Origin of the sequence: Cyclobacterium sp., assembly GCF_014762705.1 — a bacterium.
Classification (GTDB): Bacteria; Bacteroidota; Bacteroidia; order Cytophagales; family Cyclobacteriaceae; genus Cyclobacterium.
The window spans coordinates 96,965-122,999 of record NZ_JABURL010000027.1 but is presented as its reverse complement, the minus strand read 5'-3'; the positions used below and the strand labels follow the sequence as shown (position 1 = coordinate 122,999).

Annotated in this window: 24 protein-coding genes and 1 tRNA gene; 19 read left to right on the top strand and 6 right to left on the bottom strand. The window is 43.1% G+C overall.

What is annotated here, in order from left to right:
• Nucleotide 1: 1 nt before the first annotated feature.
• Nucleotides 2-895: a glutamate--tRNA ligase family protein gene (locus HUJ21_RS04800; RefSeq protein ID WP_291367816.1), complete on the bottom strand. Its 894-nt coding sequence runs from the start codon at nucleotides 893-895 to the stop codon at nucleotides 2-4.
• Nucleotides 892-1,581 carry a spheroidene monooxygenase gene (locus HUJ21_RS04795; protein ID WP_291367814.1) on the bottom strand — a complete coding sequence of 230 codons (690 nt, stop codon included), beginning with the start codon at nucleotides 1,579-1,581 and terminating at the stop codon, nucleotides 892-894. Before HUJ21_RS04795 ends, HUJ21_RS04800 begins: the two co-directional genes overlap by 4 nt.
• A gap of 383 nt (nucleotides 1,582-1,964) precedes the next feature.
• Here HUJ21_RS04795 and HUJ21_RS04790 point away from each other — a divergent pair, with 383 nt between their 5' ends.
• The 3 genes from HUJ21_RS04790 to HUJ21_RS04780 all read left to right on the top strand — a co-directional run bounded on the left by HUJ21_RS04790 (nucleotide 1,965) and on the right by HUJ21_RS04780 (nucleotide 6,710).
• Nucleotides 1,965-3,122 (top strand): MFS transporter, encoded by a 1,158-nt coding sequence (locus tag HUJ21_RS04790; RefSeq protein WP_291367812.1) that lies wholly within the window; start codon nucleotides 1,965-1,967, stop codon nucleotides 3,120-3,122.
• A 120-nt stretch (nucleotides 3,123-3,242) separates the two neighbouring features.
• Entirely contained in the window at nucleotides 3,243-3,935 is a 693-nt protein-coding gene (locus HUJ21_RS04785) for a phosphoadenylyl-sulfate reductase (RefSeq protein ID WP_291367810.1), read from the top strand.
• Nucleotides 3,936-4,061: 126 nt separating this feature from the next.
• The gene (locus tag HUJ21_RS04780; RefSeq protein WP_291367808.1) at nucleotides 4,062-6,710 is read left to right on the top strand and encodes a HEAT repeat domain-containing protein; all 2,649 of its coding nucleotides are present in this window, start codon (nucleotides 4,062-4,064) and stop codon (nucleotides 6,708-6,710) included.
• A gap of 58 nt (nucleotides 6,711-6,768) precedes the next feature.
• On the opposite strand, the gene HUJ21_RS04775 is transcribed toward HUJ21_RS04780, so the two are convergent.
• On the bottom strand, nucleotides 6,769-7,878 hold the full coding sequence (locus tag HUJ21_RS04775) for an AI-2E family transporter (protein WP_291367806.1): 1,110 nt from the start codon (nucleotides 7,876-7,878) through the stop codon (nucleotides 6,769-6,771).
• Nucleotides 7,879-8,242: 364 nt separating this feature from the next.
• Between HUJ21_RS04775 and HUJ21_RS04770 the strand changes: the two genes are divergently transcribed.
• The 3 genes from HUJ21_RS04770 (at nucleotide 8,243) to HUJ21_RS04760 (ending at nucleotide 9,981) form a co-directional block, all read left to right on the top strand.
• Complete coding sequence (locus HUJ21_RS04770; protein WP_291367804.1) at nucleotides 8,243-8,962, top strand: DUF4197 domain-containing protein; 720 nt, start codon at nucleotides 8,243-8,245, stop codon at nucleotides 8,960-8,962.
• Nucleotides 8,963-9,467: 505 nt separating this feature from the next.
• Nucleotides 9,468-9,638: a hypothetical protein gene (locus HUJ21_RS04765; RefSeq protein ID WP_291367802.1), complete on the top strand. Its 171-nt coding sequence runs from the start codon at nucleotides 9,468-9,470 to the stop codon at nucleotides 9,636-9,638.
• Between the two features lies 1 nt (nucleotide 9,639).
• Nucleotides 9,640-9,981 carry a hypothetical protein gene (locus HUJ21_RS04760; RefSeq protein ID WP_291367800.1) on the top strand — a complete coding sequence of 114 codons (342 nt, stop codon included), beginning with the start codon at nucleotides 9,640-9,642 and terminating at the stop codon, nucleotides 9,979-9,981.
• A gap of 981 nt (nucleotides 9,982-10,962) precedes the next feature.
• Here the strand turns inward: HUJ21_RS04760 and HUJ21_RS04755 are convergent.
• A complete protein-coding gene (locus HUJ21_RS04755) occupies nucleotides 10,963-11,349 on the bottom strand; it encodes a hypothetical protein (protein WP_291367798.1) in 387 nt (128 codons plus the stop codon).
• A gap of 306 nt (nucleotides 11,350-11,655) precedes the next feature.
• On the opposite strand from HUJ21_RS04755, the gene HUJ21_RS04750 reads away from it, so the two are divergent.
• The 4 genes from HUJ21_RS04750 to HUJ21_RS04740 all read left to right on the top strand — a co-directional run bounded on the left by HUJ21_RS04750 (nucleotide 11,656) and on the right by HUJ21_RS04740 (nucleotide 15,577).
• Nucleotides 11,656-12,117: a hypothetical protein gene (locus HUJ21_RS04750; protein ID WP_291367796.1), complete on the top strand. Its 462-nt coding sequence runs from the start codon at nucleotides 11,656-11,658 to the stop codon at nucleotides 12,115-12,117.
• Nucleotides 12,118-12,847: 730 nt separating this feature from the next.
• Entirely contained in the window at nucleotides 12,848-13,867 is a 1,020-nt protein-coding gene (locus tag HUJ21_RS04745) for a DUF1566 domain-containing protein (protein WP_291367794.1), read from the top strand.
• Nucleotides 13,868-13,984: 117 nt separating this feature from the next.
• Nucleotides 13,985-14,260 carry a helix-turn-helix domain-containing protein gene (locus HUJ21_RS25070; protein WP_366483667.1) on the top strand — a complete coding sequence of 92 codons (276 nt, stop codon included), beginning with the start codon at nucleotides 13,985-13,987 and terminating at the stop codon, nucleotides 14,258-14,260.
• 225 nt (nucleotides 14,261-14,485) lie between these two features.
• Nucleotides 14,486-15,577, top strand: a complete 1,092-nt coding sequence (locus HUJ21_RS04740) for a Fic/DOC family N-terminal domain-containing protein (protein ID WP_291367793.1) — start codon at nucleotides 14,486-14,488, stop codon at nucleotides 15,575-15,577.
• 264 nt (nucleotides 15,578-15,841) lie between these two features.
• Here the strand turns inward: HUJ21_RS04740 and HUJ21_RS04735 are convergent.
• Together HUJ21_RS04735 and HUJ21_RS04730 are read right to left on the bottom strand one after the other, a co-directional pair.
• Nucleotides 15,842-15,925, bottom strand: a tRNA-Leu gene (locus HUJ21_RS04735).
• Nucleotides 15,926-16,085: 160 nt separating this feature from the next.
• The gene (locus HUJ21_RS04730) at nucleotides 16,086-16,862 is read right to left on the bottom strand and encodes an SAM-dependent chlorinase/fluorinase (RefSeq protein WP_166142759.1); all 777 of its coding nucleotides are present in this window, start codon (nucleotides 16,860-16,862) and stop codon (nucleotides 16,086-16,088) included.
• A gap of 100 nt (nucleotides 16,863-16,962) precedes the next feature.
• Here HUJ21_RS04730 and HUJ21_RS04725 point away from each other — a divergent pair, with 100 nt between their 5' ends.
• From HUJ21_RS04725 to HUJ21_RS04685, 9 genes are all read left to right on the top strand, one after another.
• The gene (locus tag HUJ21_RS04725) at nucleotides 16,963-17,925 is read left to right on the top strand and encodes a PhoH family protein (protein WP_291367790.1); all 963 of its coding nucleotides are present in this window, start codon (nucleotides 16,963-16,965) and stop codon (nucleotides 17,923-17,925) included.
• Nucleotides 17,922-18,371, top strand: a complete 450-nt coding sequence (locus HUJ21_RS04720) for a GNAT family N-acetyltransferase (RefSeq protein ID WP_291367788.1) — start codon at nucleotides 17,922-17,924, stop codon at nucleotides 18,369-18,371. The genes HUJ21_RS04725 and HUJ21_RS04720 overlap by 4 nt, the downstream gene beginning before the upstream one ends.
• 42 nt (nucleotides 18,372-18,413) lie before the next feature.
• Complete coding sequence (locus HUJ21_RS04715) at nucleotides 18,414-18,980, top strand: DUF3575 domain-containing protein (RefSeq protein ID WP_291367787.1); 567 nt, start codon at nucleotides 18,414-18,416, stop codon at nucleotides 18,978-18,980.
• 156 nt (nucleotides 18,981-19,136) lie between these two features.
• A complete protein-coding gene (locus HUJ21_RS04710; protein WP_291367785.1) occupies nucleotides 19,137-21,113 on the top strand; it encodes a ComEC/Rec2 family competence protein in 1,977 nt (658 codons plus the stop codon).
• A gap of 66 nt (nucleotides 21,114-21,179) precedes the next feature.
• Entirely contained in the window at nucleotides 21,180-23,102 is a 1,923-nt protein-coding gene (locus HUJ21_RS04705) for an ATP-dependent DNA helicase RecQ (RefSeq protein WP_291367783.1), read from the top strand.
• Entirely contained in the window at nucleotides 23,099-23,686 is a 588-nt protein-coding gene (locus tag HUJ21_RS04700; protein ID WP_166142772.1) for a hypothetical protein, read from the top strand. The genes HUJ21_RS04705 and HUJ21_RS04700 overlap by 4 nt, the downstream gene beginning before the upstream one ends.
• Before the next feature lie 4 nt (nucleotides 23,687-23,690).
• Nucleotides 23,691-24,242 carry an NUDIX hydrolase gene (locus tag HUJ21_RS04695; RefSeq protein WP_291367781.1) on the top strand — a complete coding sequence of 184 codons (552 nt, stop codon included), beginning with the start codon at nucleotides 23,691-23,693 and terminating at the stop codon, nucleotides 24,240-24,242.
• 83 nt (nucleotides 24,243-24,325) lie between these two features.
• On the top strand, nucleotides 24,326-25,039 hold the full coding sequence (locus tag HUJ21_RS04690; protein ID WP_291367779.1) for a tetratricopeptide repeat protein: 714 nt from the start codon (nucleotides 24,326-24,328) through the stop codon (nucleotides 25,037-25,039).
• Complete coding sequence (locus tag HUJ21_RS04685; RefSeq protein ID WP_291367777.1) at nucleotides 25,039-26,001, top strand: L-threonylcarbamoyladenylate synthase; 963 nt, start codon at nucleotides 25,039-25,041, stop codon at nucleotides 25,999-26,001. The genes HUJ21_RS04690 and HUJ21_RS04685 overlap by 1 nt, the downstream gene beginning before the upstream one ends.
• Nucleotides 26,002-26,035: the final 34 nt, after the last annotated feature.

Sequence of the window (26,035 nt, the reverse complement as noted above, 5' to 3'; positions counted from 1 at the left end):
GTTATCCTTGCAGGTTTTCCATGAAGGCAGCTTCAAATTCCGAAAGGGTGTTGACGGGGCCATTCAGACCCAGGTGGCTGCCTGCAAGGCGATAGATATCCGCTTTGCGCATACCTTTTTCACGCATGGTTGTAATGGCCATGGCACCATCGGATTTGGAGAGTTTTTGTTTACCTTCTTTGACCAAAGGGTGGTGAAAAAATGTAACCTGAGATAAGGGGTCTTCAGGAAGGTACCCTGATAATTGAATTTGTGCGCAGGAAGAGGACCATAAATCCTCACCCCTGACGATCAAATCCACACCAAAATAGATATCATCTGCCAAAGAAGTCATTTGGTAGGCAGGGTCAGCATCTTTTTTCCTGACCACAAAATAATTCATGGACCGGGGCAAAATGCAGGGTCTTACTGTACCAGGATAGGTTTTGATTTGCTGTTGTTCTTGAAGAAGGGTATCCAGCCGCCAGGAAATATCCTTGTCATCCAAGGACAAATGCCGCTGCAGGCAGGTGCCGGTATACCAGGCTTTGGGATGATTTTTCCGCAATTTCTTTCTGGTACAGTCACAGCCAAAAACCAGATCTTTTTCCCTTAAATATTCAAGAATACCTACATAATGATCCATTCGGTGCGTTTGGGAGAATTCTTGACGGAGCTCTGTCACAGACCGGGGTCCTTCATCGTATGGAATTTCTAAAAATTCCAATGTATCAAAGATATCCTGAATGTATTTTGTCCGGGTTCTTTTTTGGTCCAAGTCGTCGATCCTGAGTATTACCTTGGCACCATGATGCCTGGCCAGGCTGGAGGTAATCAGAAATGACACTACATTGCCAATGTGCAGGTATCCGCTAGGGGTAGGGGCCAATCTGGTTTTTTGGAATGAAAGAGTCATCTTGATGGACTATCGGCCGCCTGTTTGTCTAAGGTTATGGGAACAAAGCGTGCAAATAGCTCCTCCTTGTACCATTTTTCCTGTTTTACTTTACGGATGATTTCCCTATGACCGGATTGATAAGCGAAGGTTTCCATGTGTTTCTGGCTTTGCCAATAGCTGAAGGTCGCCTGCTCAATGGCTGGCCATTCTCCTATGCCTTTGGTATAGATCAACCCCTCAGCTTCGGTCGCAGCTCTGCTACTTTCTGGCACCTGGGACAAAAAACGTAAAATTTTATTCCATCTTAGCCTTGCCCTTGTGATTACCATGATAGGACCATCTGTTTTTTGTTCATTGACTGAAAAAGGATGCTGCCCATGCCAGGTTCCGTGGCTTTGGATGCACTGCATCCAGTAGGTGAAATTGCTTCGGCATTGTTGATTGAAGCGTAGATAGGTATCTGAATCAGTAAAGTTTTTGGCGAATTCCAGACTGTTCCAGACCATTAACAGGGCATAGGTTTTCAAGTCCGGTTTTAGGGAAAATCCAAAACCACCACCGGTCCCCATGAGTTTGAAAAACTTCACACCTTTGGCTTTTTTTAAAGGCTCAATTGCCAATTGCATTTGATTAAAAGCCCACCAGCGGTTTCTTTTAGGGTATTCATAAAAAGTGATGGATACGATTTCTTCTTTAGAATTCATAGCAGATGGTAATACAAGTCCATGGTATCATGCCTGTTGCTGTGCAAAATTAGCAAAGCAAAAATGGATTACACCAGTCTTATTTCATAAATTCAATCAAAAACCCGCTTAATAATTATCCTTATCAACAATATTGCCAATGCGATAGTGGTTCCTGCAATTACAAATTCCATATTTCGAGGAGTAGTGAATGTGCCTTGAATAGCTTTCTAAACAAAATCATTGATATTGATCGCGGAGAGTCAAAAGCATACCAAAAATATTGTTTCTAAAAGAACAACCTGTTTACTCAGGATAAAGTTTGGCAGCCCTTTGCCAAAAGTTGAAAGAAGAAATAAAATGCTTTGGTTTTTCCACTACCTTTGTCCTTTGTACAGCATGGTATGGTAAAATTAAAAATCAGAAGACTTTCCGCAGGAGTCTTTTTTTTTCTTACAGGGTTGTGTTTTTCTTCCTGGGCATCCAGAATCCCTGATTTTCAGGAGCAGTTCAGCCTTAGTGAAGGTCAGTTGGGGTCAGTACTCCTGGGTATGCCACTGGGTTCTCTGTTGGCACTTCCACTGGCTGCATGGGCGGTATTTAGATTTGGAAGCAAAGCGGTGGTATTGATTGGTATGTCCTGCTATATATTGGCACTTTTGGGTATTGGCTTTTCACCAGGAGCTTTGGTTTTGGCCCTAATGGTGTTTGTATTCGGGATAATGGGTAATATGATGAATATTTCTTTAAACACCCAGGCGCTGGGGATAGAGAAAGATTATGGCCGAAACATTCTGAGTTCTTTTCATGGTTTATGGAGTTTAGCTGGTTTTTTTGGTGCTGGAATTGGTGCCATCATGGTTTACTTTGAATTTTCTCCAGGGGAGCATTACTTGTTTATCCTGGTTGCCGGAACATTTTTGATAGGCATTTTTCAGAAGGGAATTGTTTCTGAGGCCAAAACCAAAGAAACTTCAGGGGCAGGTTTTCAATGGAGAAAACCTGAATCAGTGATTATCCAATTGGGCATGGTGGGCTTTTGTGGCATGATGTGCGAAGGCTGTATGTTTGATTGGTCCGGAGTTTATATGGCCAAGGTTGTAAAAGCTCCATCTGCTTTAATTCCAACAGGGTATGTAGCCTATATGGGAGCCATGGCCATAGGCAGGTTTGCTGCCGACAAACTGGCCAATAGATTTGGTAAGATAAAGGTATTGCAGTATTCAGGCCTGACCGTTTTTGCAGGATTGATGCTTGCTGTTCTGCTTCCTTCTATTTGGGCTGTCATTCCGGGTTTTTTGATGGTTGGATTTGGAACAGCTGCCGTAGTGCCCCTTACCTACAGCCTGGCAGGAAACACTTCCAGTTATTCCCCTGGAATAGCTTTGGCCATGGTATCTACGGTTTCTTTTTTTGGTTTTCTATTAGGCCCCCCTCTGATTGGCTTTATTGCTGAATTGGTGGGCTTGAAAGGGTCTTTTGCTTTAATTTCTCTGGTTGGTTTGATGATTACTTTCTGGGTTTGGGTAGGTAAAAAGAACTTTTCACCTGTTGTGGCCTGAAATCCAGCAGGTTTTATATAAAGAAAAAGCAATATTGGTTTTTAAATTTTTATGCTTATTTTTACAAAAATTTAATACTATACCAAATCGGTAGGTTTTATAGAATAAACAAAAAAGAGGATGCAGGAGTCATTGGTTTCAAAAAAAATATATTCAAAAGAAGAGATAAAGGAATTGAATGACAAGTACCACAAATTGACTGTGGAGGAAAGGGTTCATCAGTTGTACCATGATTTTGATGAGCGGGAAGTGATGCTTACGAGCTCTTTTGCCGCTACTTCAGCCTTGTTATTGAGTGTTTTCTCCAAATGCAATCCCAAGCAGAAGATCTATTTTATAGATACTGGTTACCATTTTCCGGAAACTCTCGAATACAAGAAGAAACTCACGGAGCTATACGGCCTGAATGTGGCCTCTGTCAGTGCGGGAAAGGAAGACCATGAATACACCAGTACCAATCAAACCTGGAAAACGGATCCGGAACTTTGCTGTTCTATCAACAAGGTGAAACCCCTTGAACTAATCAAAAGCAAGTTTTCTGTTTGGGTATCCGGACTGATGAGCTGGCAGAGTGACCATCGCGCTAGCCTGGATATTTTTGAAGAAAGAGGAGGAATTTTGAAATTTTACCCTTTGCTGGATGTGACAGAAAAAGAACGCGATCAGTACATCGAGAAGCATAAACTTCCTTTTCATCCCCTGATAGCTTTTGGCTATCATTCCATAGGATGTAAGCATTGTACTGTACCAGGAGAGGATAGAAGTGGTAGATGGAACAACAGCCCCAAAACAGAGTGCGGCTTGCATTTGTAAGGGCAGGTTAGGATACATAATTTGCCGACAATGAAATTTTAAACGTAATTTTGACACAAAGCCCATCCAAATGTTGGATGGGCTTTACTTTTTCTATAATTTTCATCCGCAAAAAATCAGTATTTTATGAAAGGGACACTTATCCTATTATTCTTAGTAGCTGTTATCATGGCCTGTAAGCCAGAAAAGCAGGAAGAAATCATTGAATCCACCACTTCTGAATCACTTGACTCCCTGAGCAAGGCACTGGCCTGGCCGGAGGAGTTGGCAGTACAGGCCTTTGCCGGTCCCGAGCTGACACCCAGCCCTGCTTGTCTGGCTGTTTCTCCTTATGGAGAAGTATATGTAGGGGTGGATGCCATCGGCTCTCTGGGCAAAACACCCGGGAAGGGAAGAATTGTAAAACTCCTTGATTTGGACAATGATGGTGTTGCCGATGAACATACGGTATATGCGGAAGTGGACAATCCCAGAGGGATCATCCCACTAGGAGATAAACTATTTGTCTTACATACTGTATTTTCTCAGGAGGATAGCCTGGCCACCGGTATGAACCTGGTAGTCTTTGAAGATAATAATGATGATGGTGTGGCTGATGGGCCTTCCAGGCCCCTGATTGAACATATCAGTTCGCCCAAGTTTTTACAAGGAAGAGGAACAGACCACGCCACCAATGGTATACGATTGGGAATTGACGGATGGATCTATATCGCCGTTGGTGATTTTGGATTTCATGGGGCCATTGACAGGGAAGGCAATGAAATGACCATGCTTGGGGGTGGCGTACTGAGAGTACGTCCTGATGGTACCGAGATGGAGGTATATACCCATGGCCTCAGAAATATTTATGATGTAGCTATTGATCCTTATATGAACATGTTTACCAGGGGAAATACCAATGATGGTGGGGGATGGAACATCCGTTTTATCCATCAGATCCAAACCGGAGAATATGGTTACCCCGTTTTGTTCAAGCATTTTACCGAGGAAATTATACCTGCCCTGGTAGATGTGGGGGGTGGATCCGGAACCGGTGCTTTATTTATGGATGACCACCGTTGGCCGGAAGCTTACAATAAGGTGCCCATGATGGCAGATTGGGGAAGAAACCAACTCTATATTCACAGGGTGAAAGCCGATGGGCCCTCGTACACCCAACAAGAGGAAGAATTTTTCAAATTGCCCCAGATTACTGATCTGGATATCGATGGTTCAGGCAGGATGTTTATGGCTGCCTGGGATGGGGCAGGTTATTCAGGGAGTGAAGAAAAAGGTTTTGTGGTAAGGGTTGTCCCAAAAATTTTGGAGTACAGCGAAATGCCTGATCTTGCATTAGCAGACGAGGATGAACTGGCAGACATGCTCGCTGAAGGCAGCGCAACCAGCAGGCTTTATGCCCAACAGGAATTGCTGAGTCGCGGAACGGATGATGCCGCTTCTGAGGCTTGGGATCTGGCCAGTGACAGGCAGGCCCAGGATTATGCCCGCATTGCAGCCATGTACGCCTACTCCCAGATCAAGGATGTCGATGGGCTTGAAGACCTGAAAGAATTATTGGAGGATCCGGACATGAAAGAATATGCCATCAGGGCACTTACCGATAGGAAAGCCTTTTTAGGTGAATTGTCCATCGAGCCATTTGTTGAAGCTTTGGGGGATGCTTCTCCCAGGGTTAGGGCAGCGGCGATTATTGCCCTGGGTCGTATTGGGGATAAAGCGGCTATTCCTCATTTGATGAAGATAGAAGTACCAGGTTCTTTCCAGGCACCCGAATTTGGCGAGGAGGGACCACATGCCAAACCTAACGCTGAGATCATTCTGCCACATTTGGCTGTCAGGGCTTTGGTCAATCTGGGCGCTGATAAGGAAATCATTGAGGAAGTGGGTACGGGTAATTCCGATCTGGCACTTTGGGCATTGCGCTACATGCATACCCCTGAAGCCGTAACTGGATTAATAGCCAGGTACAACGGAGCAGGAACTGAAGAGATAGAGTTGAAAAATGGTATCCTAACCGTGTTGGCCAGGTTATATACCAGGGAAGCTCCTTACGATGGTTCCTGGTGGTGGGGTACCCGGCCAGATACACATGGTCCATACTATAAATCTGTATTGTGGTCAGCTTCACCAAAGATTAAATCTTTGTTTCAGCAACTCTGGGAGAATGGTACCCAAAACGACAAGGATTTCATTGCCATGTTGAACCAGAAAAACCGCATGGGGATCATGGCGTTTGGTGGAGATTATACGGTAACTGAGGTCTTGGAAGAACCTGAGGTAGATTTGGAAAAGATCAAAAACCAAAAAGGTCAAATAGGGGAGTCCTCCATTGAGGATATTTTGCTGGCCATGCAGGAGATTCAGGGCGAAACCATACAGGGTAAAGCCATTTTTGAACAACAGGGCTGTAAGGCTTGCCACAGTATTGAGAAAGGGGAGCAAATGAAAGGTCCTTTCATGGGGCAAATCGGCAGTATAATGACCAGGGAACAGATTGCGGAATCCATTTTGAAACCGGATGCCTCCATCTCTCAGGGATTTGCTACCGTAATGATCAATACCAATGACAACAAATCTTACGTAGGATTTGTGACTGAGGAAAGCGCTGACCGACTGGTGATCCGGAACATTGCCGGACAAGCCTTTACGGTACCTACCGAAAATATCAAAGAAAGGACTGAAATGGAAAATTCCATGATGCCAGCGGGCCTGGCCAATGCCTTGTCTTATGAAGAGTTTGCCTCCCTCATTACCTATCTTTCGGAACAAAAGTAAATTGTCAGCATAAAGTAGCTGAAAAGGGCTTGGAAATAATTTTTCAGGCCTTTTTTAGTTATCCCAATACCTTATTTTTAATTTTTTTGAAAATGGATGGTCCCTCCTTACCTGTCTTGTTCTTGTTGAAATGGTCATCTCCTATCAATAAGGCCAGTGGCTGGAGTGGAATATAATTCTCGCAGATTACTTTTAGCATCGCTGCGAAAGGCAAGAACAAGACCATACCGGCCACACCCCAAACCGAGGCTCCGATTATCAGACTGAGGATGGCGGCAAATGCATTGACGTTTACACTGTTTCCTACTACCTTTGGGCTTAGGAAATTGCTTTCGATAACCTGAATTAGCCAAAACATACCTGCCACGGCAATAGGCACCCAAAGTTCATCTTTTGACATGAAGGCGTAGAGCACCGGAATAGTTGCCCCAAGGGTGGTACCGATATAGGGAATAATGGAGAGTGTTGCCGCAAGAAAGCCAAATAAAAACGGGCTATCCAGTCCTATGATCCACAAGCCGGTACTATTGGCCAAGCCAAGAATCAGAATTAAGGTGAGCATGCCCGAAAGGTATTTTTGACCCACATTTTGAATTTTTTTGAGCATCTTTAAATATTGCTTCTCCTTTTCTTCCGGCGCAAATCGCATGAAGGCACTCACTAGCCCTTCTTTATAAATAAGGAATAAAAAGGTATAAATGATCACTGTGAATAGTCCCGTAAGAATATTGGCTGTATTGCTGAAGGTTTTCCCCAAAAGGCTTGCTGCACCATCTTTGATCCAGGCTTTTCCGTCTTCCAATAATTGATCTTTATCGAAATTGCCCAGAAAACTCAGATTTTCATTCACAAACACCACCGAATCGGTGAAAATAGACATCAATTTGTCCCCAAAATCTGTTAATTGGTCAGATAGCGAAAGGATTTCTGCAGAGAAAAAAGTCAATATACCTATCAGTATAAGAAAAAATGATAGCAGTACCAGGATGGCCGCTCCGATGTTACCGATCTTCTTTTTTTTCAGCCTTTTATGTAGGGGATGCAAAATGAAAGCCAGCAATAAAGCCAGACCGAGAGGAATAAGGATGGATTTGGCCACCACCATGATTGCAATGAACAGCACGGAAAAGGCAAGGGTAAAGAATAAATTTTGAAAGGATAGTTGCATGGTTAGTCACAGGGGTTTGATTGCATTTAATTTGAATTGGAATACGCATTTTACTGCGCCAATAGTTTTAAAGGCAGTAGCTTTAAGAAGCTTGTTTTTTTTTAATTAAATGGTTCGGTTGAATAAAGTTAATGGAAATAGATGGATATGGGAGTTATTCTTTGCCAAATTTTTGGTTTTAGTTTTACAAACTACATCGATCAATTGAGTGAGAAAGGCCAATGGTTATTATTCCAAGAATTAATTAAGGAGTAATGGCATTTTGCCTGGCATAAAGATTGTACCTTCGAAAGAAAATTTGTTAGATGTAGGTGCGGAAATTGCCATTTGTATCTTCCTTAAAAAAACCATTAAATATAACAGCGTGAAAATTTTCATCAAATTTGTCTTACTATTTTTCTTTATTGTATTTGCAGGCTGCACGGCCTCAGAAGTCAACAGGTTCATTCAAGGGGCTACAGAGGCGACTTTGACGGAGCAGGAAGTGGGAAATGGCCTTAAGGAAGCGCTTATCAAAGGCATTTCTACTGGTGCAGACCAGGCCTCCCGTGAAGATGGTTTTTTAAAGAATGATTTGATCCGGATAGCCCTGCCAGCGGATGTGCAAAGAGTGGAAGGAACATTGAGAAGTATTGGTCTGGGAGCAGAAGTGGATCGGGTCATCCTGACGATCAACAGGGGAGCTGAAAATGCTGCCAAAGAAGCCAAACCCATTTTTATTGAAGCCATCAGGCAGCTTACTGTTAAGGATGCCTGGGATATACTAAAGGGGGAGCAGGATGCCGCTACCCAGTATTTGCAAAGGACCTCCACCGAAAAGTTAAAGGTGCTTTTTGCCCCGCATGTACAAATTGCACTGGATCAGGTTGGGGCAACGCGGTATTACGGAGATTTGGTGAATACCTATAATGGATTTCCCACTACTGCCAGAAAACTGGATCCGGATCTCAATGCCTATGTCACCAACATGGCCATTTCCGGACTTTTTGAACTCATTGCAAAGGAAGAAAAGGCCATCCGGGAAAATCCAGCAGAAAGGACTACTGCTCTCCTGCGCAGGGTTTTTGCCGCACAGGACAATTGATTTTTATTTTTGAGATACCAAAGTGAAGGATGTCAATTAAAACCTTGAAGACATCCATTTTGAATTCTGAAAAAAGGATTATCTGTTATTGTGGTAGGGAGATCATTATTAATTGCTGTTGCAGGCAGAAAATCTTTTTTACTACTGAGTCTTGGACGTTGCACCGTTAGGTTTTTATTTTTTTAAAATGCCATTTTAAACTTTACAAATTCGGCCTTTCACAGTCAGGTCATTTGGATGATTACAGATGGGTGAAGCATTTCACCCGAATCATACGGGATTCAAATTCACTTTGGTTGCCGATTTGACCCTGACTGTTATCCTGGTAGGGAAAGATATAACCGCAGCATCGGATAAAGTAAAAACTTTATGCCCATTCAGCTGTTAATACTGCTCAGTTAATTATTCCGATACACGGAAAAATTCAATTGCGGTATTGGGGCTCATTGATTTTGTTCCCAAGCCGCTCAGCAAAGCCACACATTTGTTAAGCAATAATAAAATCATGAAGAAGTTTAAAAAGTCCGAGATTGTACTTATGGTATTGGTGCTCATTCTGATCGGGGTGTCAGAATACTACTTTCTCATCGCAAATGAACCTCTCAAAGCCATTTTCATTGGTTTATGGTGCCCGACCATACTGGGCTTTTTGATCATATTTAACATGAAAAGGTAAAATGGAAAACTTAGACGTAATACTATTGACAATGGTGGTGGTTGTATCCTTTGTGGTATTTATCGTCACCTCTGTGCAGGAATTTGGCAAAATGGAGGAAGAACCTTGGAAATATGAAAAGGCTACCGGCCCCAGCAGGGCTGCCTTGTTTAATGTGTTGAGTTCCCTATTTGAAGACGATAAAATTCCCAGGAAAAACAGGGAGGAAATAAGGAAGACCATACAACGCAGCATCTCCGATATGGAAACCGATGGAGTCTATTTTGATAAAGCCAAAAAGAAATCCGGTAAAAAGAAGAAATTCAAAAAAGAAGGGAAAAGCGGTGAGGATAAGGGCAAATAGGATCTGTGGATCAATTTTTAGTTTGCCAAATCGAGTTTGATCATATCCATTGAATCATTTATTTTTAAGAATGGCTATTCTTTGAGCACTATAGAAAATGTGAAAAAATGATGATCAATAACTTTCCCTGCAAGCCCCTGCGCTGCTCCCTGCAGCGGGCTAAAACCAAAAAGCGCACCGACCGGGGCCGGAACATCTCGCCAAAGACAAAACTCCCGCAAAGCTACCCATCCACCGGCTGCCGTTGGAAAGTACCAACCCATCCGACAGCTTCAAATACCTGATGATGCGCAAGACCTGGAGGCGGCATGTTTGAGGTGCCAGGAAACCGTAGGTGGGTGATGCGAGTGTGAGGGGGTGAAATAGAAAGTAATTCACCAAGGATCATCGCCCCCATAGCTTATTGGGAAATAACTTGATGAAAATTGATGATTGTCAATATCAGTTATAATTACCCGAGCGAAGTAATTTTGAAAACTTAATGGCCTGAAATTATTGGTGCTAATGTAGTAGTAAGTATTTTTTTCATCTCCCTTCTCCACTCGACATTAGTCGCATGTGTCAATTACCTGTTTACGAGACCATTTCTGAGATGAATACGCACTCTGCCAAGACGCAGGAGGCTTCTTTTCCCTCATTTCGTAATCTGAATCCAACAGGAAATGGGAGGGATTGTGGAATTTTGACTAGCCGGGTTTTAGCTAGAAGCGAATTTGTGACCTTTTGTATGTTGATTTGTTGTAACTCCAAGCCGAGCTGGATACACTGGGGCAGCGTTGCTTCTTTATGCCGAATTTGATGTCTTTTTACGCGAAAAAACAATTCGACCAAATCGATTCGGAAAAAAGAGAGTCCCGTGTGGCCGATGTTGTTGAAAGAGAAATGATTTCGTCGGTTTCTTGGTGAATTTGGAGAGTTTTCCCGGGCGGTGAATTGGGTAGCTTTTCTATACAGTATTCCCAGGAAGTATCATTAATTTTTTCACGGAATTATCAGCGAGGTTTTTAGTAGCCTGGCGGCAAGCTCCTGAAGGGCTTTTTCCAATCTTTTTGCTTCTTCCGCCGTAGGTTTTTCCTTACCAGAGGAAAAGGCCTCCAGCCGTGCTTTACCTATGTCTGCGCTGATGGCCAATTGCTCTCGATTGAGAATGGCGAATTCGCTAAAAAAGGCAGGGCATTGGTAGTAATGGTTGAATTCCACGGTGTCCGGATCCAGGCTTTCAAATTCCCACAGCAGTTTTTTTAGCTGGGTTTCCACCCCATGAATGCTTGGCGCAGACTGGGTAAGGGGATTGTTTTTGTAGGATAGGCTGCCCTTATAGTTGTTGTTTTCTCTTGAGATTAGCAGGTCGAGTTTAAGCGTGTTCATTACAGTCTTTTTTTGGTTGATGGGGTAATTGTTTTTACAGATTCCTTTTTTTGGACACTTTAAGGTAGGAAAAAAGTACGACAAGATCAGTAGATGGATACTCTTAGAGCATTTTTTGAATCACCAATTGATCACTGCTCAGGCAAGCAGGGGTTCTTTCCCTGGCGAATAGCATGGGGTCCTAAAAGCTGCTTTCTTTCCTAAATGGGGCTTCCCTCATTAATTGTATGGAAGAGCCGATTGGTTGCCCTGATTGGATTGGGATTGGGGGTGTGTAGATATAGGAAAATTTACTTATCTTGAACCATGCATCCCTACATCCCCCATCTGCTTGAAGATATAGCCAGAGCCCATCGAAACCGGGATTCCTTGAAACGAGAACCTTTGCAAACCATTGAGGATGAGTTTGAAGCAATCGAACGCTGGATTTCAGAGGACCCGACCACTACTTTTGGCGAGTACTGTGGGTTGAAAACCGTCGATTTCCCTCCTGCCGAACAGCTATCGGACGGGGATATGGAATTGGTGCTACAGGTCTTTAAAAAAATGATGTTTTCCTGGAATCTGGATATTGATCTGCCGAAAGCACTTCCCCTGTCCATAGCCTATACCATGACTATAGACACCCTCAATCAAAAAACCAGTATCGTAAACGAGGGTTTTATGTCCTTTGACTACTGCTCAGGCTCGCCAGAGGAATGCATTTTTAAGGAGTATTGTTCCTGCCTAAAATACACAGACGATTTTGCGGCGGACGAGGATGATTAGCTTCTTTTTTGAGGGTTTTGGAGTAGGAAAAAGTAGGTGCGGGTTTTACGAGATGGATGAAAAAATTGAACAGAAGTACATTTACATTGTATTTTTTTGGAACATATCATCAAGTCAAAGAATTCTTCCTTTGACTGGAAATATGGGCATTTCCGCAAGCAAGAGGTTGATAAAATCACATGGAAAACCGGCTTCAATTTATGAAGGAGTTGAAGCTTTTAGTCGTTCCCCGCTGATTTGAACCTTCGATGGAATGTCATAATAAGCTGATATTAATCATTTTAAAAAGAGGTCCAGATCATTCATCCTTTTTTTTAGAGTAGGTAAATTCACCTGCATCTTGCTTTAGGTGAGGATAGGGTATTGTTCCTTTATTTTAATTCCTTAAATCTTTTCAATTTTGCCCGTGGCCGCATTCAAGGATAGCTGGAGGCAAAAAGTTGAGAAGGTAATTAAGAGCTTTTTCCGGGCTGAGGGAGGGCAATTACCGACAGCATTTTCAGACTTTTGCTTCCGTTGTAAAAACCAATGCATTCATTGGCCTGAGATCGAAGAATGTCATTATTGAAGCGGGTGAAATGGGAAATATTACGGTCAGCAAAATCCCATCGGCTGACAACCAAATGTGATGCAAAGTAGCATCAAAAAGTGGAATTCAGAAACCACGCTAAAAAACGGGGCCTGTTCCGAAAAGCCTTACGAGTAGGAAAATTAGAAAAAATGGGGCTTTATGAAAAATTATCTTTGGAGTAAACTAAATACCTTTGCGATGTTATTTGCGGCTGCAGGTGTAATGTATTCCTGCAGCCTGGAAAATATATCAGATGATTTGCAAAATGCGCAAACGATGTCAGATACAGATTTGGAAAACGGTCCATTTCTGATGGCACCGGCTGGATCCTGTGAAGCTGATTGTATTGAAGCGGGAAGTGAAATTTACTATCCTGTTTCCGGCGTGGCTACGAGAAGTGCCGGGCCAAACACAAAATCGGTCAGCTACAAAGCTTACAACACCGAAACAGATTTTGTAGTGGAAGTGACCTATGCTATCACTGCCGGACGATCAAGGGCAAAGGCTAGGATTACGATTGCTATTGATGGCGATGGCCTGAATTATACAAGTGTGCGCTCAGGCTGCACGGTCAGGCATACGGTACCGCTTCCGGAAGGCTGGTCCGGCTGTGATGAGATATCCTTCAGTATTGAACAGAAGGGATTAGGTACTCCAATCACTTTTAACGAAAGCTATTCCTTAATCCCCGTTTGTTCGGAAGTGCTAGAGATAGGTAGGAAATACCAGGGAGGTATCATTGCCTATATCTTCCAGCCTGGTGACCCGGGCTATGTGCCAAACGAAACCCACGGGATAATCGCGGCTCCGAGCGATCAAGGTAGCGCAGCTTGGGAGACCGTAAGCGGCACAACAGGGGCAACAGGCACAGCTTTGGGTACAGGGCAGGCAAATACAACAACCATTGTAAATACCTTTGGAGCGGGAAGCTATGCGGCTCAACTTTGTAATGATTTGGAATCAGGAGGTTACAGTGATTGGTATTTACCGAGCAAAGACGAGTTGAACCAGCTATATCTAAATAAAGATGCGGTTGGGGGTTTTACGAATTTCCTTTATTGGAGTTCCAGCGAGTTTAGCTTAAACCTGGCATGGAATCAGGCCTTCACCGACGGTGCCCAGAACGCCAACTCTAAGTTTCTCGACTTCTTCCTTGTTCGTCCGGTTCGGTCGTTTTAACTATTTATTGATTTATAGAATGTCAATTTTTAAATTACACAAACAATCGTTATCCTCCCGAGAGATAAAAATTAGGGGAAGACCAGTACTTAAAATCAAGGGTATTCTCCTGAGGAGATAAAGGCCCTAATCCAACGGTACGAACGTAATACCATCGGTTCGAGGCTTTATGCAGTTTATCAAGTTGCTCTTGGGCAACCAAGCCGAAAACTGGAAGAATTGTACCAAACCAGCTTTAAACCGATAACCAACTGGGTTCATCGATTTGAGAATGAGGGAATAGACGGATTGAGAGATAAGCGAGGAAGGGGAAGGAAATCGTTACTTTCCACCGAACAGACGGGGCAATTGTTGCATCTCTTGCTGGAAGAGTCCCCGACTGATCAAGGGTAAAACACTGAAATCTGTACCAGTTATGCGGCTTGCCCCCCTCGACAAATGGTCCACCTCAGACAAATTAGGAGCCACCCCGATAATCAACGATGTGAATTTTTTAATCGAAATGCAGGGAAATGGTTTTTGTTAGCGTCTCATGGATGATACACAAAACAGTTTGTGTCTCATATTTTGGTAAATATGAGATGAAAAGCTATCTTGTGGTGCATAGATGAGATACAAATGAAACCTTATAAACCAGATGAGCTTCCCTTGACCAATTTAGATTGGTCTGCCTTAGTTGATTTACTCAGTACTGCAAATCGGCAACTTGCCCGATATGACGGTTTACTTCAGTCGATCATAAATCCAGAAGTATTGCTATCTCCGCTTCGGACGCAAGAAGCGGTATTGTCTTCGAAAATAGAGGGTACTCAGGCGACACTAAAAGAAGTATTGGAGTACGAGGCTGATAAGGCACAGTCTTCTGAAAAACAAGGTGATATTCGAGAAATTATAAATTACCGAAAGGCTCTCTTTACTGCCAAATCCAGATTGGAGGATCTTCCTTTATCTCTTCGATTGATTCGTGAGATGCATGCGGTACTGATGCAAGATGTCCGTGGGGAAAATAAAGCTCCGGGAGAATTTCGGAGAATCCAAAATTGGATTGGAGCCCCTGGGAGTACGATTGAGACAGCTCGATTTGTCCCTCCTGCAGTTCAAGATATGCATAATGGTTTGGGCAATTGGGAAAAGTACATCCACTTCGAAGAAAAAGACCCTCTGGTTCAGTTAGCAATAATCCATGCCCAATTCGAAATATTGCATCCGTTTTTGGATGGAAATGGAAGGATAGGAAGGATTCTAATTCCTCTTTTTTTGTTTGATAAGGAAATTATCCGGGAACCGGTTTTTTATCTTTCAGATTATCTTGAGAATCATCGTAGGGATTACTACGATGCGCTGAAAGATATCACAGATTCAGGAAGCTGGACCAATTGGATAAGATTTTTTCTGGGAGCGATTATTAGCCAAGCCAGGAAAAATAATGATCAAACCCGGCAAATAGTGGCACTTTATGAGTTAATGAAGGAGGAAATTGTGAATGCAACCCATTCGCAATTTGCAGTAAATTGTCTGGACTTTATTTTCAATCGCCCAATTTTTAATAGTGGAAAATTTTACGAGGAGTCAGGTGTTCCCAGGGCATCGGCTTCCAGGCTCCTGCTTGCTATGGAGGCAAATAATTTGATCAAATGCATTGAAAAAGGGGCTGGAAGACGTCCCTCTTTGTACGTTTTCGAACCTTTATTGGATATTGTTAACCAGTAGTGATTTTGTACCTCATAAAATAGCTATTAACTATTTTGTATCTCATATTTTCGTTTTTATGAGATGATAAAGCATTTATGTCTCACGGATGAGGTACAAAATAACCCTTCTGATCTGCTAGAAAAAAGGTCTGCTATCAATCAGACTATTGAAACCAGGGCCGAAAATTCCGATTCCGCTAAACTGAATCAGGATAAACTTCTCCTCCAGCCTTACAAAACCAAAAAAGCTCCTTCAAAAAATTGAAGGAGCTTTTATATAATGTACCTTGGGCCGGAGTCGAACCGGCACGAGTGTTACCTCATTGGTGTTTGAGACCAACGCGTCTACCAATTCCGCCACCAAGGCATTTCAAACTAATCCCGTTCCTCGCCGAACGGGATGCAAATATGGGCAAAGAATTTTTCTCCACCAAAATTTTTATCCCCTTAAAACCCGAATATTTCAATTTTTTGCCTACATGCAAACCAAGCCTTAAAACCGGGATAGCCTGTTTCTTGTACTGGCTCTATTCCGGACTCTCGAAATTGATAAAGATCGGGCTGTCATATTTCAAACCCAGCAAATCGGCTCCATGACCATGGTTGATGCCTATCTCCAACAGCCCCAGGCTGTTGAAAAATGCCCAGCAGTCTCCAGGCTCTACCTCATCGTAATTTTTTTGAATGCTTTCCAGCGTTTCCCGCCCGAAGGCAATCTGAAAATTGCCCGGATTGAGTTTGTTGAATACATCCATGGGTATATTGGTGATCAGGTTACCGTAATGATCTACCCGCACCACATATCCCACAATTTGCTTTTTGCTGGCTTTGAATTGCCGGCTCATCATTTTTTTGATGTTTTGCAGTGGCCCGCCAAAATCGTGGATGGCCGCTCCACTGGCCACTTTTGCCGCAATGGGTGCCAGAATGTCCTTGGCGGGAAAGCTGCTGTTTTTGATATGGATATCAGAAAACTTGACTACTATTCCCGGATCCTGGTCGGCCAGCATGCTCAAAACCCCATTGTTGGGACCAATAAATATATGTTCGTTTAGTTTGATGCCTATGTAACCATCGGTAATGCTGCTGGTGGTATTCAGGGCTACCAGGTGAACAGTACCCTTAGGAAACTCGTTATAACTTGCACGGAGCACGAAGGCTGCATGGGCAATATCATAGAGTTCGATATCATGACTGATGTCCACTATGGATAGTTGGGGATTAATGGATAACATTTTGGCTTTTACCACTGGTACGTAGTAATCTGCGTTTCCAAAATCCGATATGAATGTTACCAATGCCATACAAGCAAGTCAATTAAAAATTCGTACTTTTGTATTATGAATAAACAAAAATAAGCATTTTATATTTGTTTTTAGAATCAGGTAAACAGAAGAAAACATATTGGTAGAAAAAGTCATTACATTGGAAAACATTTCCCTCCTGGATTTCCTCGGATCGGAAAATGAAAATATCAGGCAAATATCAGCAGCCTTTCCCCAAAGCAAAATTGTGTCCAGGGGCAATGAGATCAGGATCAAGGGACAAGCACCCGAAATTCTAAAAATCAATGATATTCTCAACATGCTTCTGGAGCATTTTAATCGGTTTGGCCAGGTCACTCCAGACAATGTCAAAGAATATATTGCCCTGGAAGGCACCCCTCCCAACCAGACGGAAATCAAAAATGATGTCATCCTTTTTGGCAACAAGGGCCTGGTGGTTCGCCCCAAGTCGCCAAACCAGAAAAAAATGGTAGATGCTTCCTATAAAAATGACCTGGTCTTTGCGCTTGGACCAGCAGGAACAGGCAAGACCTATATTGCGGTGGCCCTTGCGGTCAGGGCATTGAAAAACAGGGAAGTTAAAAGAATCATCATTACCAGGCCTGCCGTGGAGGCGGGGGAAAACCTGGGTTTTTTACCCGGTGACCTGCAGGAAAAACTGGATCCCTACCTCAGACCTATTTATGATGCCCTGGGCGACATGGTTCCTTCCGAGAAATTGCGCTTTTACCAGGAAAACAGGGTGATAGAAATTGCTCCATTGGCATACATGCGTGGCAGAACCCTGCACGATGCCTTTGTCCTCCTGGATGAAGCCCAGAATACTACCAGTGAACAGATCAAGATGTTTTTGACCCGAATGGGACCGAATTCAAAAGTGATCATTAACGGGGACCAATCTCAGGTAGACCTTCCCCTGAAACAGAAGTCCGGTTTAAGGGAATCTTTGCGGATCCTCAAAGATGTTAAAGGCATAGGAGTGGTAAACCTCTCCGGTAGGGATGTGGTTAGGCATCGCCTTGTAAAATCCATTATTGAGGCCTATGAAAAGAATGAGGTAGAAGAAAAACAACCTAAATGAACATTTCGGTAAAAAAAATAAATGATCTGCCCACTTTGCAAAAAGCATTCAGAATCAGGGAGGAAGTATTTGTCAAAGAACAACAGGTAGCACCTGATGAGGAATACGATGAATTTGAGCAGGATTCGACCCAATTTTTGGCCTATTTTGGGCAGCAGGAAGTAGGTACCGCCAGATGGAGATTTACAGACAAAGGCATTAAGCTGGAGCGTTTTGCAGTGCTGAAACCTTTCAGGGGAAAGGGGATCGGCGAAGCACTTGTAAAAGCAGTATTAGAAGATATCAATAGCCATCCGCTTTCTAAAGGAAAAATCATTTACCTGCACGGGCAGGTTCAGGCGATGGGACTTTATGAAAAATCCGGCTTCCAAAAATCCGGAGACCTGTTTGTGGAATGCAATATTGATCACTACCTCATGAAACTTTTGCCGGAAAATAAAGTATAATAATCAAACCATAAATAAAATCTTTTAAACGTTATTTTTAGTATGAAAAATATAAAGCTTGCCTTGGTTTTTGTCGCAATGATTGGAATTGGTTACCAACCGGCTTTTTCCCAAGGCCTGCCAGATCCCACTTTACCGGCAAGTGAAGTTAAAATCAATATTGTCAATACCATTGTTGTCGGATCGCTTGAATTGGGATATGAGCGTTTCCTGGACCAAAATCAATCTCTGGGCCTGGAATTGATGTTTATGGACAGGTTTTCTTATGTTTCTGATAACGGAGAGGATAGGGATTTTAAGGCTACCAGTTTTATGCTTTCCTATAATTACTATTTTGTCACGGCTTCCGATCCCTCAGGGTTTTATGTGTTGCCTTTTTTAAAATACCGTAACGGTACCTTTTCGGAAACCCTGGAAAACGATCAGGTTATGGAAACCGACCTGAACAGTTTTATGATCGGATTTGGAGCGGGATACAAATGGGTACACAACGATAAATTTGCGCTTGGGCCTTATGTAAATATCGCCAGGGGTTTTAATAGTGAGGTGAGCGATCGTTTTGATCCCGTTGAATTCAATGCAGGTTTTAGTATAGGCTTTAGGTTTTAATTATCTATCTAATATCTATTGAAATTCAGGGATTTACCTTGTTTTATTAAGAATTTTGCTTAACTTTTTATTGTAATACTGATTAATCCTTCGGTTCCTGGAATGTTGTTGAATGTATAGGTGAACCAAGGGAAAGGCTTCAATTTTTCTTTTTTTATGAAGTTCAATGAATTTCCGTTTGTCAGGTACACGGTATTCTTTGTTTCAGGGGTGCTGCTGTATCCCTATTGGGGTCCGCTAGAGCCCTTTCTTTTTTTTATCTACCTGTTGCTTTTGTGGGTGGTTTTTACGGTTTTGTCGGCGGCATACAGCCCAGCCTTCAGAAAGCCTTATTATTTTGTGATGCCTGTTTTGGCTTACGCCAGCTTGTTTTTAGCAGGCATATGGGTGGCGGCGATCAATGACGTAAACAATGACCCGCAACATCTCATTCATCAGGAAGACATATCAGGCTACCTGGCCGAGGTAAAGGAGCTGGATCAGCAAAAGGCAAGGAGCATTGGTAATTTGGTGGAAGTCTCTGCCATAGAAACCACTACCGGCTGGAAACCCGCGAATGGCAAAATACAGGTCTACCATCGCTCAGGCAAGGCCTTGGAACCGGGAACTGTCCTGTTGGTTTCAGGTGCTCCGCAAAGGATTTCCCCGCCAAAAAATCCGGAAACATTCGATTATGCCGCTTTCATGGCAGGAAAGCAGATTTACTTTAGTCATCTCATTGACACTGATTTTACCGTATTGGGTAAGGAGGAATTGGCTTTCTGGTCTGGGGGAATATTAAAATTGCGACAATACCTGGAGTTAAAAATAGCCGAATATGTGCAGGATGAGGCAGCCGTCCAGATAGCCAAAGCCTTGCTTTTGGGACAAAAGGCAGACCTGGATGAGGAGATAGGGGAAGCTTATGCCACAGCTGGAGCCATGCATATACTTGCTGTTTCGGGCTTACATGTGGGCATTATATATGGGTTTTTCTTTCTCTTTTTTAAGCCGCATCAGATGAGGGGTTACAAAAGGGCGGTATTTCTGACTATGGTAGTGGTCCTTATCTGGATTTATGCGGCTATTACCGGCCTGTCTCCATCCGTTCTGCGCGCTGCTACCATGTTTACCTTTATTTCCATGGCCCAAATCAAATCCAGGAACCCTTCCATCTTCAATCCTTTAGCACTTTCTGCCTTGGTTTTGCTGGTATACGATCCTTTTTTGGTTTATGCTGTAGGTTTTCAATTGAGTTACACAGCATTGTTGGGAATACTTCTTTTTCAACCCTTGATCGCCAAACTCTGGTATCCGGAAACGAAATGGCTGAGCTATCTCTGGGACATCATCACGGTAGGAATAGCCGCACAATTGGCCACTTTTCCACTCGCCATTCATTATTTCAATGTTTTCCCTACCTATTTCATGTTGTCCAATTTACTGGCCATCCCGGGAGCCTTTGTGATCATGTCATTGGGCATTCCTTTTTTATTGTTTTCCTCTTTTCCCTTATTGGCCTCTGGTATGGGCTATCTGCTGGATGTTGCCCTTCAGTTGCTGAATGCGGGCATATTCAGCCTGCAACATTTGCCTTTTGCCAAAATTGACCAGATATATTTTCAGCTACCCGAAATGATATTGATCTGGGCATTTTTATTTTTTGTTTATTTGCTGGTTGAGACAAGAAAGAAACCTGTCCTTATCCTTGTTTTCGTAACTTTATTTTTACTTTCAGGGTTTAGGGTTTTCAAAACCTTCCTCAAAATCAATCAAAATTACCTGGTGATTTACCGGCTTGAAGGAGGAATGGCTCTGGATTATACCTATCGGGGCAATTTATACAGCATGGCCTGGCAGGTTAAACCTGATGAATTCAACTATGAAATCCTCCCCCATAGGATCAAGGTTACCGGTACATCGGGTAAATTTTTGGTACTCAGAGATAATGGGAGCCTGCTTCACCTTGAATTACCCTGTGGCAGAGGACTGACATTGGATAAGGATAGCCGCTTGCCTACAGATGGAAGGAAGTTGGATATGCATCTGTGGGAAGCCGGCAATTGGCAGGTTTTTGATCCCGCAAATATGCCAACTTCCTTGCCCCAGACGGCTATAAAAATAAGTTTTAACAATAGTCGGGCTTCCTTGTGATTGGCAGATAAGCGGATTAATTTGGAGAAAATTTAAACACAAAAGGAAAATCCCTTATATACGGGTATGGATCAATTGAAGACATTGGCAATAGCTATGCTGAAAAAGCATTTCGGCTACCAGGATTTCAGGCCTTTGCAGGAGGAGATCGTGCTCTCTGCTGTTGCAGGACTGGATACCCTGGCATTGATGCCTACCGGTGGGGGAAAATCCATTTGTTTTCAGGTACCTGCTTTGATGAATCCGGGGATTTGCCTTGTCATTAGCCCACTGATAGCCCTGATGAAAGACCAGGTGGATCAATTGCGGAAAAGAGGGATCAAGGCAATGGCCATTCATTCAGGGATGAGAAAACGGGAAATCGATACCCTGCTGGACAATTGTGTCTATGGAGACTATAAATTTCTTTATGTATCGCCAGAGCGCCTAAAAACAGAAATATTTATTGAGCGGTTCAAAAAGATGGATGTCAATTTGATTGCGGTAGATGAGGCACATTGTATTTCCCAGTGGGGTTACGACTTCCGGCCTGCTTATCTGGAGATTGTAAAAATCAGGGAACTGGCCCCACATGTACCTGTTATTGCCCTGACCGCTTCTGCTACCTTAGCCGTTAGAAAGGACATTTTAGAAAAACTCCACCTGAAAAATCCAAGGGTTTTTGTCCAGTCATTTGCGCGATCCAATTTATCCTATGTGGTGCGCTGGGCAGAAAACAAGATAGAGCAGGCATTTTCAATTTTGCAGAAAGTCCCGGGAAGTGCCATTGTTTACCTTAGGAGCCGTAAAGGAACCAAAGAGACCGCACAATACTTGCAAAAACTGGGTATTTCAGCCACTTATTACCATGCCGGACTGGAGCAGACCGTTCGAAACCAACGGCAAATGGATTGGATACAGGGCAAAACCCGCGTTATGGTGGCCACCAATGCATTTGGTATGGGGATAGACAAGCCCGATGTCAGGGTAGTCTTACACCTTGATTTACCTGAAAATCTGGAAAACTATTACCAGGAGGCAGGAAGGGCAGGTAGAGATGGGATCAAGGCTTATGCAGTTTTGATCACAAGGGAACAGGATTGTCTGGGCTTAACGGAAATGGCGGAAAATGCCTATCCTCCTGAGGAATTGATCAAGCGGGTGTACCAATGCCTGGCCAATTATTACCGCATAGCCGTAGGAAGTGCCCAAATGAGTAGCTTTGATTTCGATTTCCCGGATTTTGCCAACGCCTATGCTTTAGATGTCAAACTGGCTTACAATGCGATTAAAGTATTGCAGGAAGAAGGCTTGCTCCTGTTTTCTGAAAGTGTTTTCCTGCCTTCATCCCTGCATTTTCTGGTTTCCCAGACTAAAATATATGAGGCCCAAATTGCCTATGCCAGCCTGGACCCTTTGATCAAGTTGCTGCTCAGACTTTATGGGGGAGAATTGTTTGTCAATTATATCCGCATTCAGGAGAACAAAATCGCTCAACTGATGCAAGTTTCAGAAAAAGAAGTAGGCAAAATGTTGCGAAAATTGGAGGATCTGGGTCTGGCGGCCTATTCCGGTAAAAAGGACCAGCCTCAGGTGACCTTTTTAACGCCCAGGCTGGACGCGGGCTCCCTTCCACTGGACAAAAAAAGGATTGCCCTTAGAAGGACAAGGGCCAGGGAGAAAGCAGCGCAAATGATTGCCTATGTCAAAAATAATAAAATTTGCCGAACTGCTGTTATTTTGGATTATTTTGAGGAAAAGAATGATTTTACTTGCGGTATTTGTGATACCTGTATCCAAAAGAAGAAAGAAAAGGAAGCTGAAGTAGTCAATAAAAGAATAGGAGAAAAAATACTTAAAACTTTAGCGGAGGGAGAAGCGTTTTCTTTAGAGGAATTAATACAACTTGCAGGAGAAAGGCTAAGTGAACACACGGTAGGCTTGATCAGGGAGATGGAAGATGAGGGCTTAATTGCTACCGGGGAAAATGGTAAAATCAGAATTAAATGAAATTTATTGATGATTTGTTGGGAGGTCTCTTTCCCGGAAAAAATAGTAAGTTAGCCATCAGGGAGAATTTCACTATTTCCAGAGAGGAAGAGGACAAGGCCCTCGGTTGGGCAAATTCACCCCAGGGAAAAGCAACCTTAAAAAGTATTTATGATAATTATCATTTGAAAAAGGCCGGTGTCAATAAAGCACCGGAGGTGCATGTGCTGCAGTCACCTTATGCCAATGGCTTTGCGGTGAGTTTCCAGGCACCCTTGACAAATGTTGATTTTTCCAGGTTATTCATTGCACTGGGGCAGGGAATCCTGGGATTGGGGTACAGGAAGGTTAGCCTGGATCGAAAAATAGAGGAAATACATGATCTTGTAAGGGTTACGGAGAAATACTATTTTAAACCTCCCTTATCCGTAACAGATCCTGAAAATAAAATTGATCAATTGTTTGGTAACATTAGTTTGGAAAAAATTTACCTGAACAATAAACCCAATTTCCTGAAAGTGTTGGTGACAGTTTATGCTGACAGGTTGTACTTCAAACCAGCACCTTTCGAGCAGTTTATGGATCAATTATTCAAAGCAGACTAAATATATGGATAGTATACTTCTAAAAAATTTTATCGGGAATTACAGGACTCCTTTCGAAGAAGAAAAGGCGATGATACCTGATTTTTTAGCACTCCTGGATGATCCCATGGCTTTTAGCAGGGATCGAAAAGAGGGACATTTTACGGCATCAGCATGGATTGTGAATAAAAGGCGAACCCATACCTTACTCACCCTGCACCGTAAATTGCAAAAATGGTTACAATTGGGCGGCCATGCAGATGGGAATGAAAATCTCCTGGAAGTGGCCATGGATGAAGCCAGGGAAGAAAGTGGACTGACCTCCCTGCGGCTGGTAGACCGTTTCATTTTTGATCTGGACAGACACATTATACCCGCCAATGCCAAAGATCCCCAACACATTCATTATGATGTCAGGTTTTTGATAGAAGCAGAAATGGATGAACCCCTGGTCATCAGTCCCGAGAGCAAAGACCTGGCCTGGGTGGGTTTTGACATGACGGCCGAATTGGTCGGTTATGAGGGTTCCATTTTAAGGATGTTGGAAAAAACCAGCAGGTCAGAAATTCTATTGTAGACCATACGATTGCTTTTGGTTTTTGTGCCGGATTTATAGGGATGCTACACCCGTTAATTCCTATCTTTGCAAAAAAAATCAAAATGCACAAACCCCTTTTCAATATTTTCGCTTTTTTATTACTCCTAAGCGCTTGTCAACCGTCTGCTGAAGATTTATTTGATGCCGGAGTAGCTGCTTTGGAGAGACAGGAGTACCAGCAAGCCATTGAGTATTTTGACCGGGTGGTACAGAAAGAAGGGGACTATCCCGCTGCCTATAACGCCAGGGGGGTGGCCTTTTTTGAATTGGAAAAATGGGACGAAGCCATAGCTTCCTTCAGCAAATCCATAGCATTGGATAGCACCAATTATAAACCTTATTTTAATCGTGGAAATGCCCTGATGGAAAAGGAGGCCTTTAAAGAGGCTTTGTATGACTATAATATGGCAAATGGCCTGGATTTTAATCAGCCAGATATTTATTACAACAGGGGCCTGGCCTTATTGGGATTGGAAATGTACGACGATGCATTGGTGGATTTTGACATGGCCCTAAAGGGTAACCCAGAGGATACCCGAGTGCTTTTTAACAAATCAAAAGCCTTATTGGGAAACAATGACCCCCTTACCGCCATTGCCACTTTAAATGAAGTGGTCAGGCTGGATCAACGCAATGCTTCTGCCTATTACCTGCTTGGAGTGACTGAAATGAGTGCTTTGGGAAACAAGGAAGCTGGATGCACCCAATTAAAGATGGCCCTTTCTCTGGGCTATACGCAGGCCAAAGAATGGATTGATGAATTCTGTGAGGAATAATGGCAGAGATAGGAAAAGACATAGAAAAAGCCGCTTCCCTGTTGTCTTCCGGGAAACTGGTAGCCATACCCACAGAAACGGTATATGGACTGGCGGGGAATGCGCTGGATGAAAATGCGGTCCTTGCCATATTTAAAACCAAGAAAAGGCCCAGTTTTGACCCTTTGATCATACATCTTTGTGACATTGAAAAGGTAAAGGAATATGTAAGGGAAATTCCTGAGGAATTGGCACTACTGGCCAAAAAGTTCTGGCCTGGTCCCCTGACATTATTATTACCGAAAAGGAAAGCTATTTCTGATTTGGTCACCAGTGGTTTAGATACCGTAGGCGTAAGGGTTCCCAGGCATCCATTGACCCGGGAACTATTGCAAACCCTGAATTTTCCCCTGGCAGCACCCAGCGCAAACCCATTTGGCTATATCAGCCCTACAGCAGCCAAACATGTTCAGGACCAGTTGGGTAAAAAAGTGCCTTATATTTTAGATGGAGGAACCTGCGAGGTGGGACTGGAAAGCACCATTGTGGGAATGGAGCAGGGACAGGTAATCATTTACCGGCTTGGCGGAATTTCTGTCAATCACATTGAATCGGTCGTTGGGAAAGTGTTGATTTTACCTCAGTCCAGTAGCAACCCCAAATCACCAGGTATGTTAAAGAGCCATTATGCTCCCAGAAAACCAATGGTTCTTGGAAATCTGGACGAATTAATGATCAAGCATCGACAGAAAGGAACTGTTTTTGCAGTCCTTACTTTTAGCCGGTCAATACCGGAGGTGCCCGCTGACTTGCAGTTTGTATTGAGCCCTGAGGGAGACTACGATGAGGCAGCAAGAAACCTGTTTTTTGCCATGAGAGCATTGGATAATTCAAAAGCGGAAATTATTCTGGCGGAAGAGCTTCCGGAAATTAATTTGGGAAAAGCCATAAATGACCGGTTGAGACGGGCTTCTGCCAAATAAAATGCTTATTTTTGAATGAGTTTTAAACCTACAA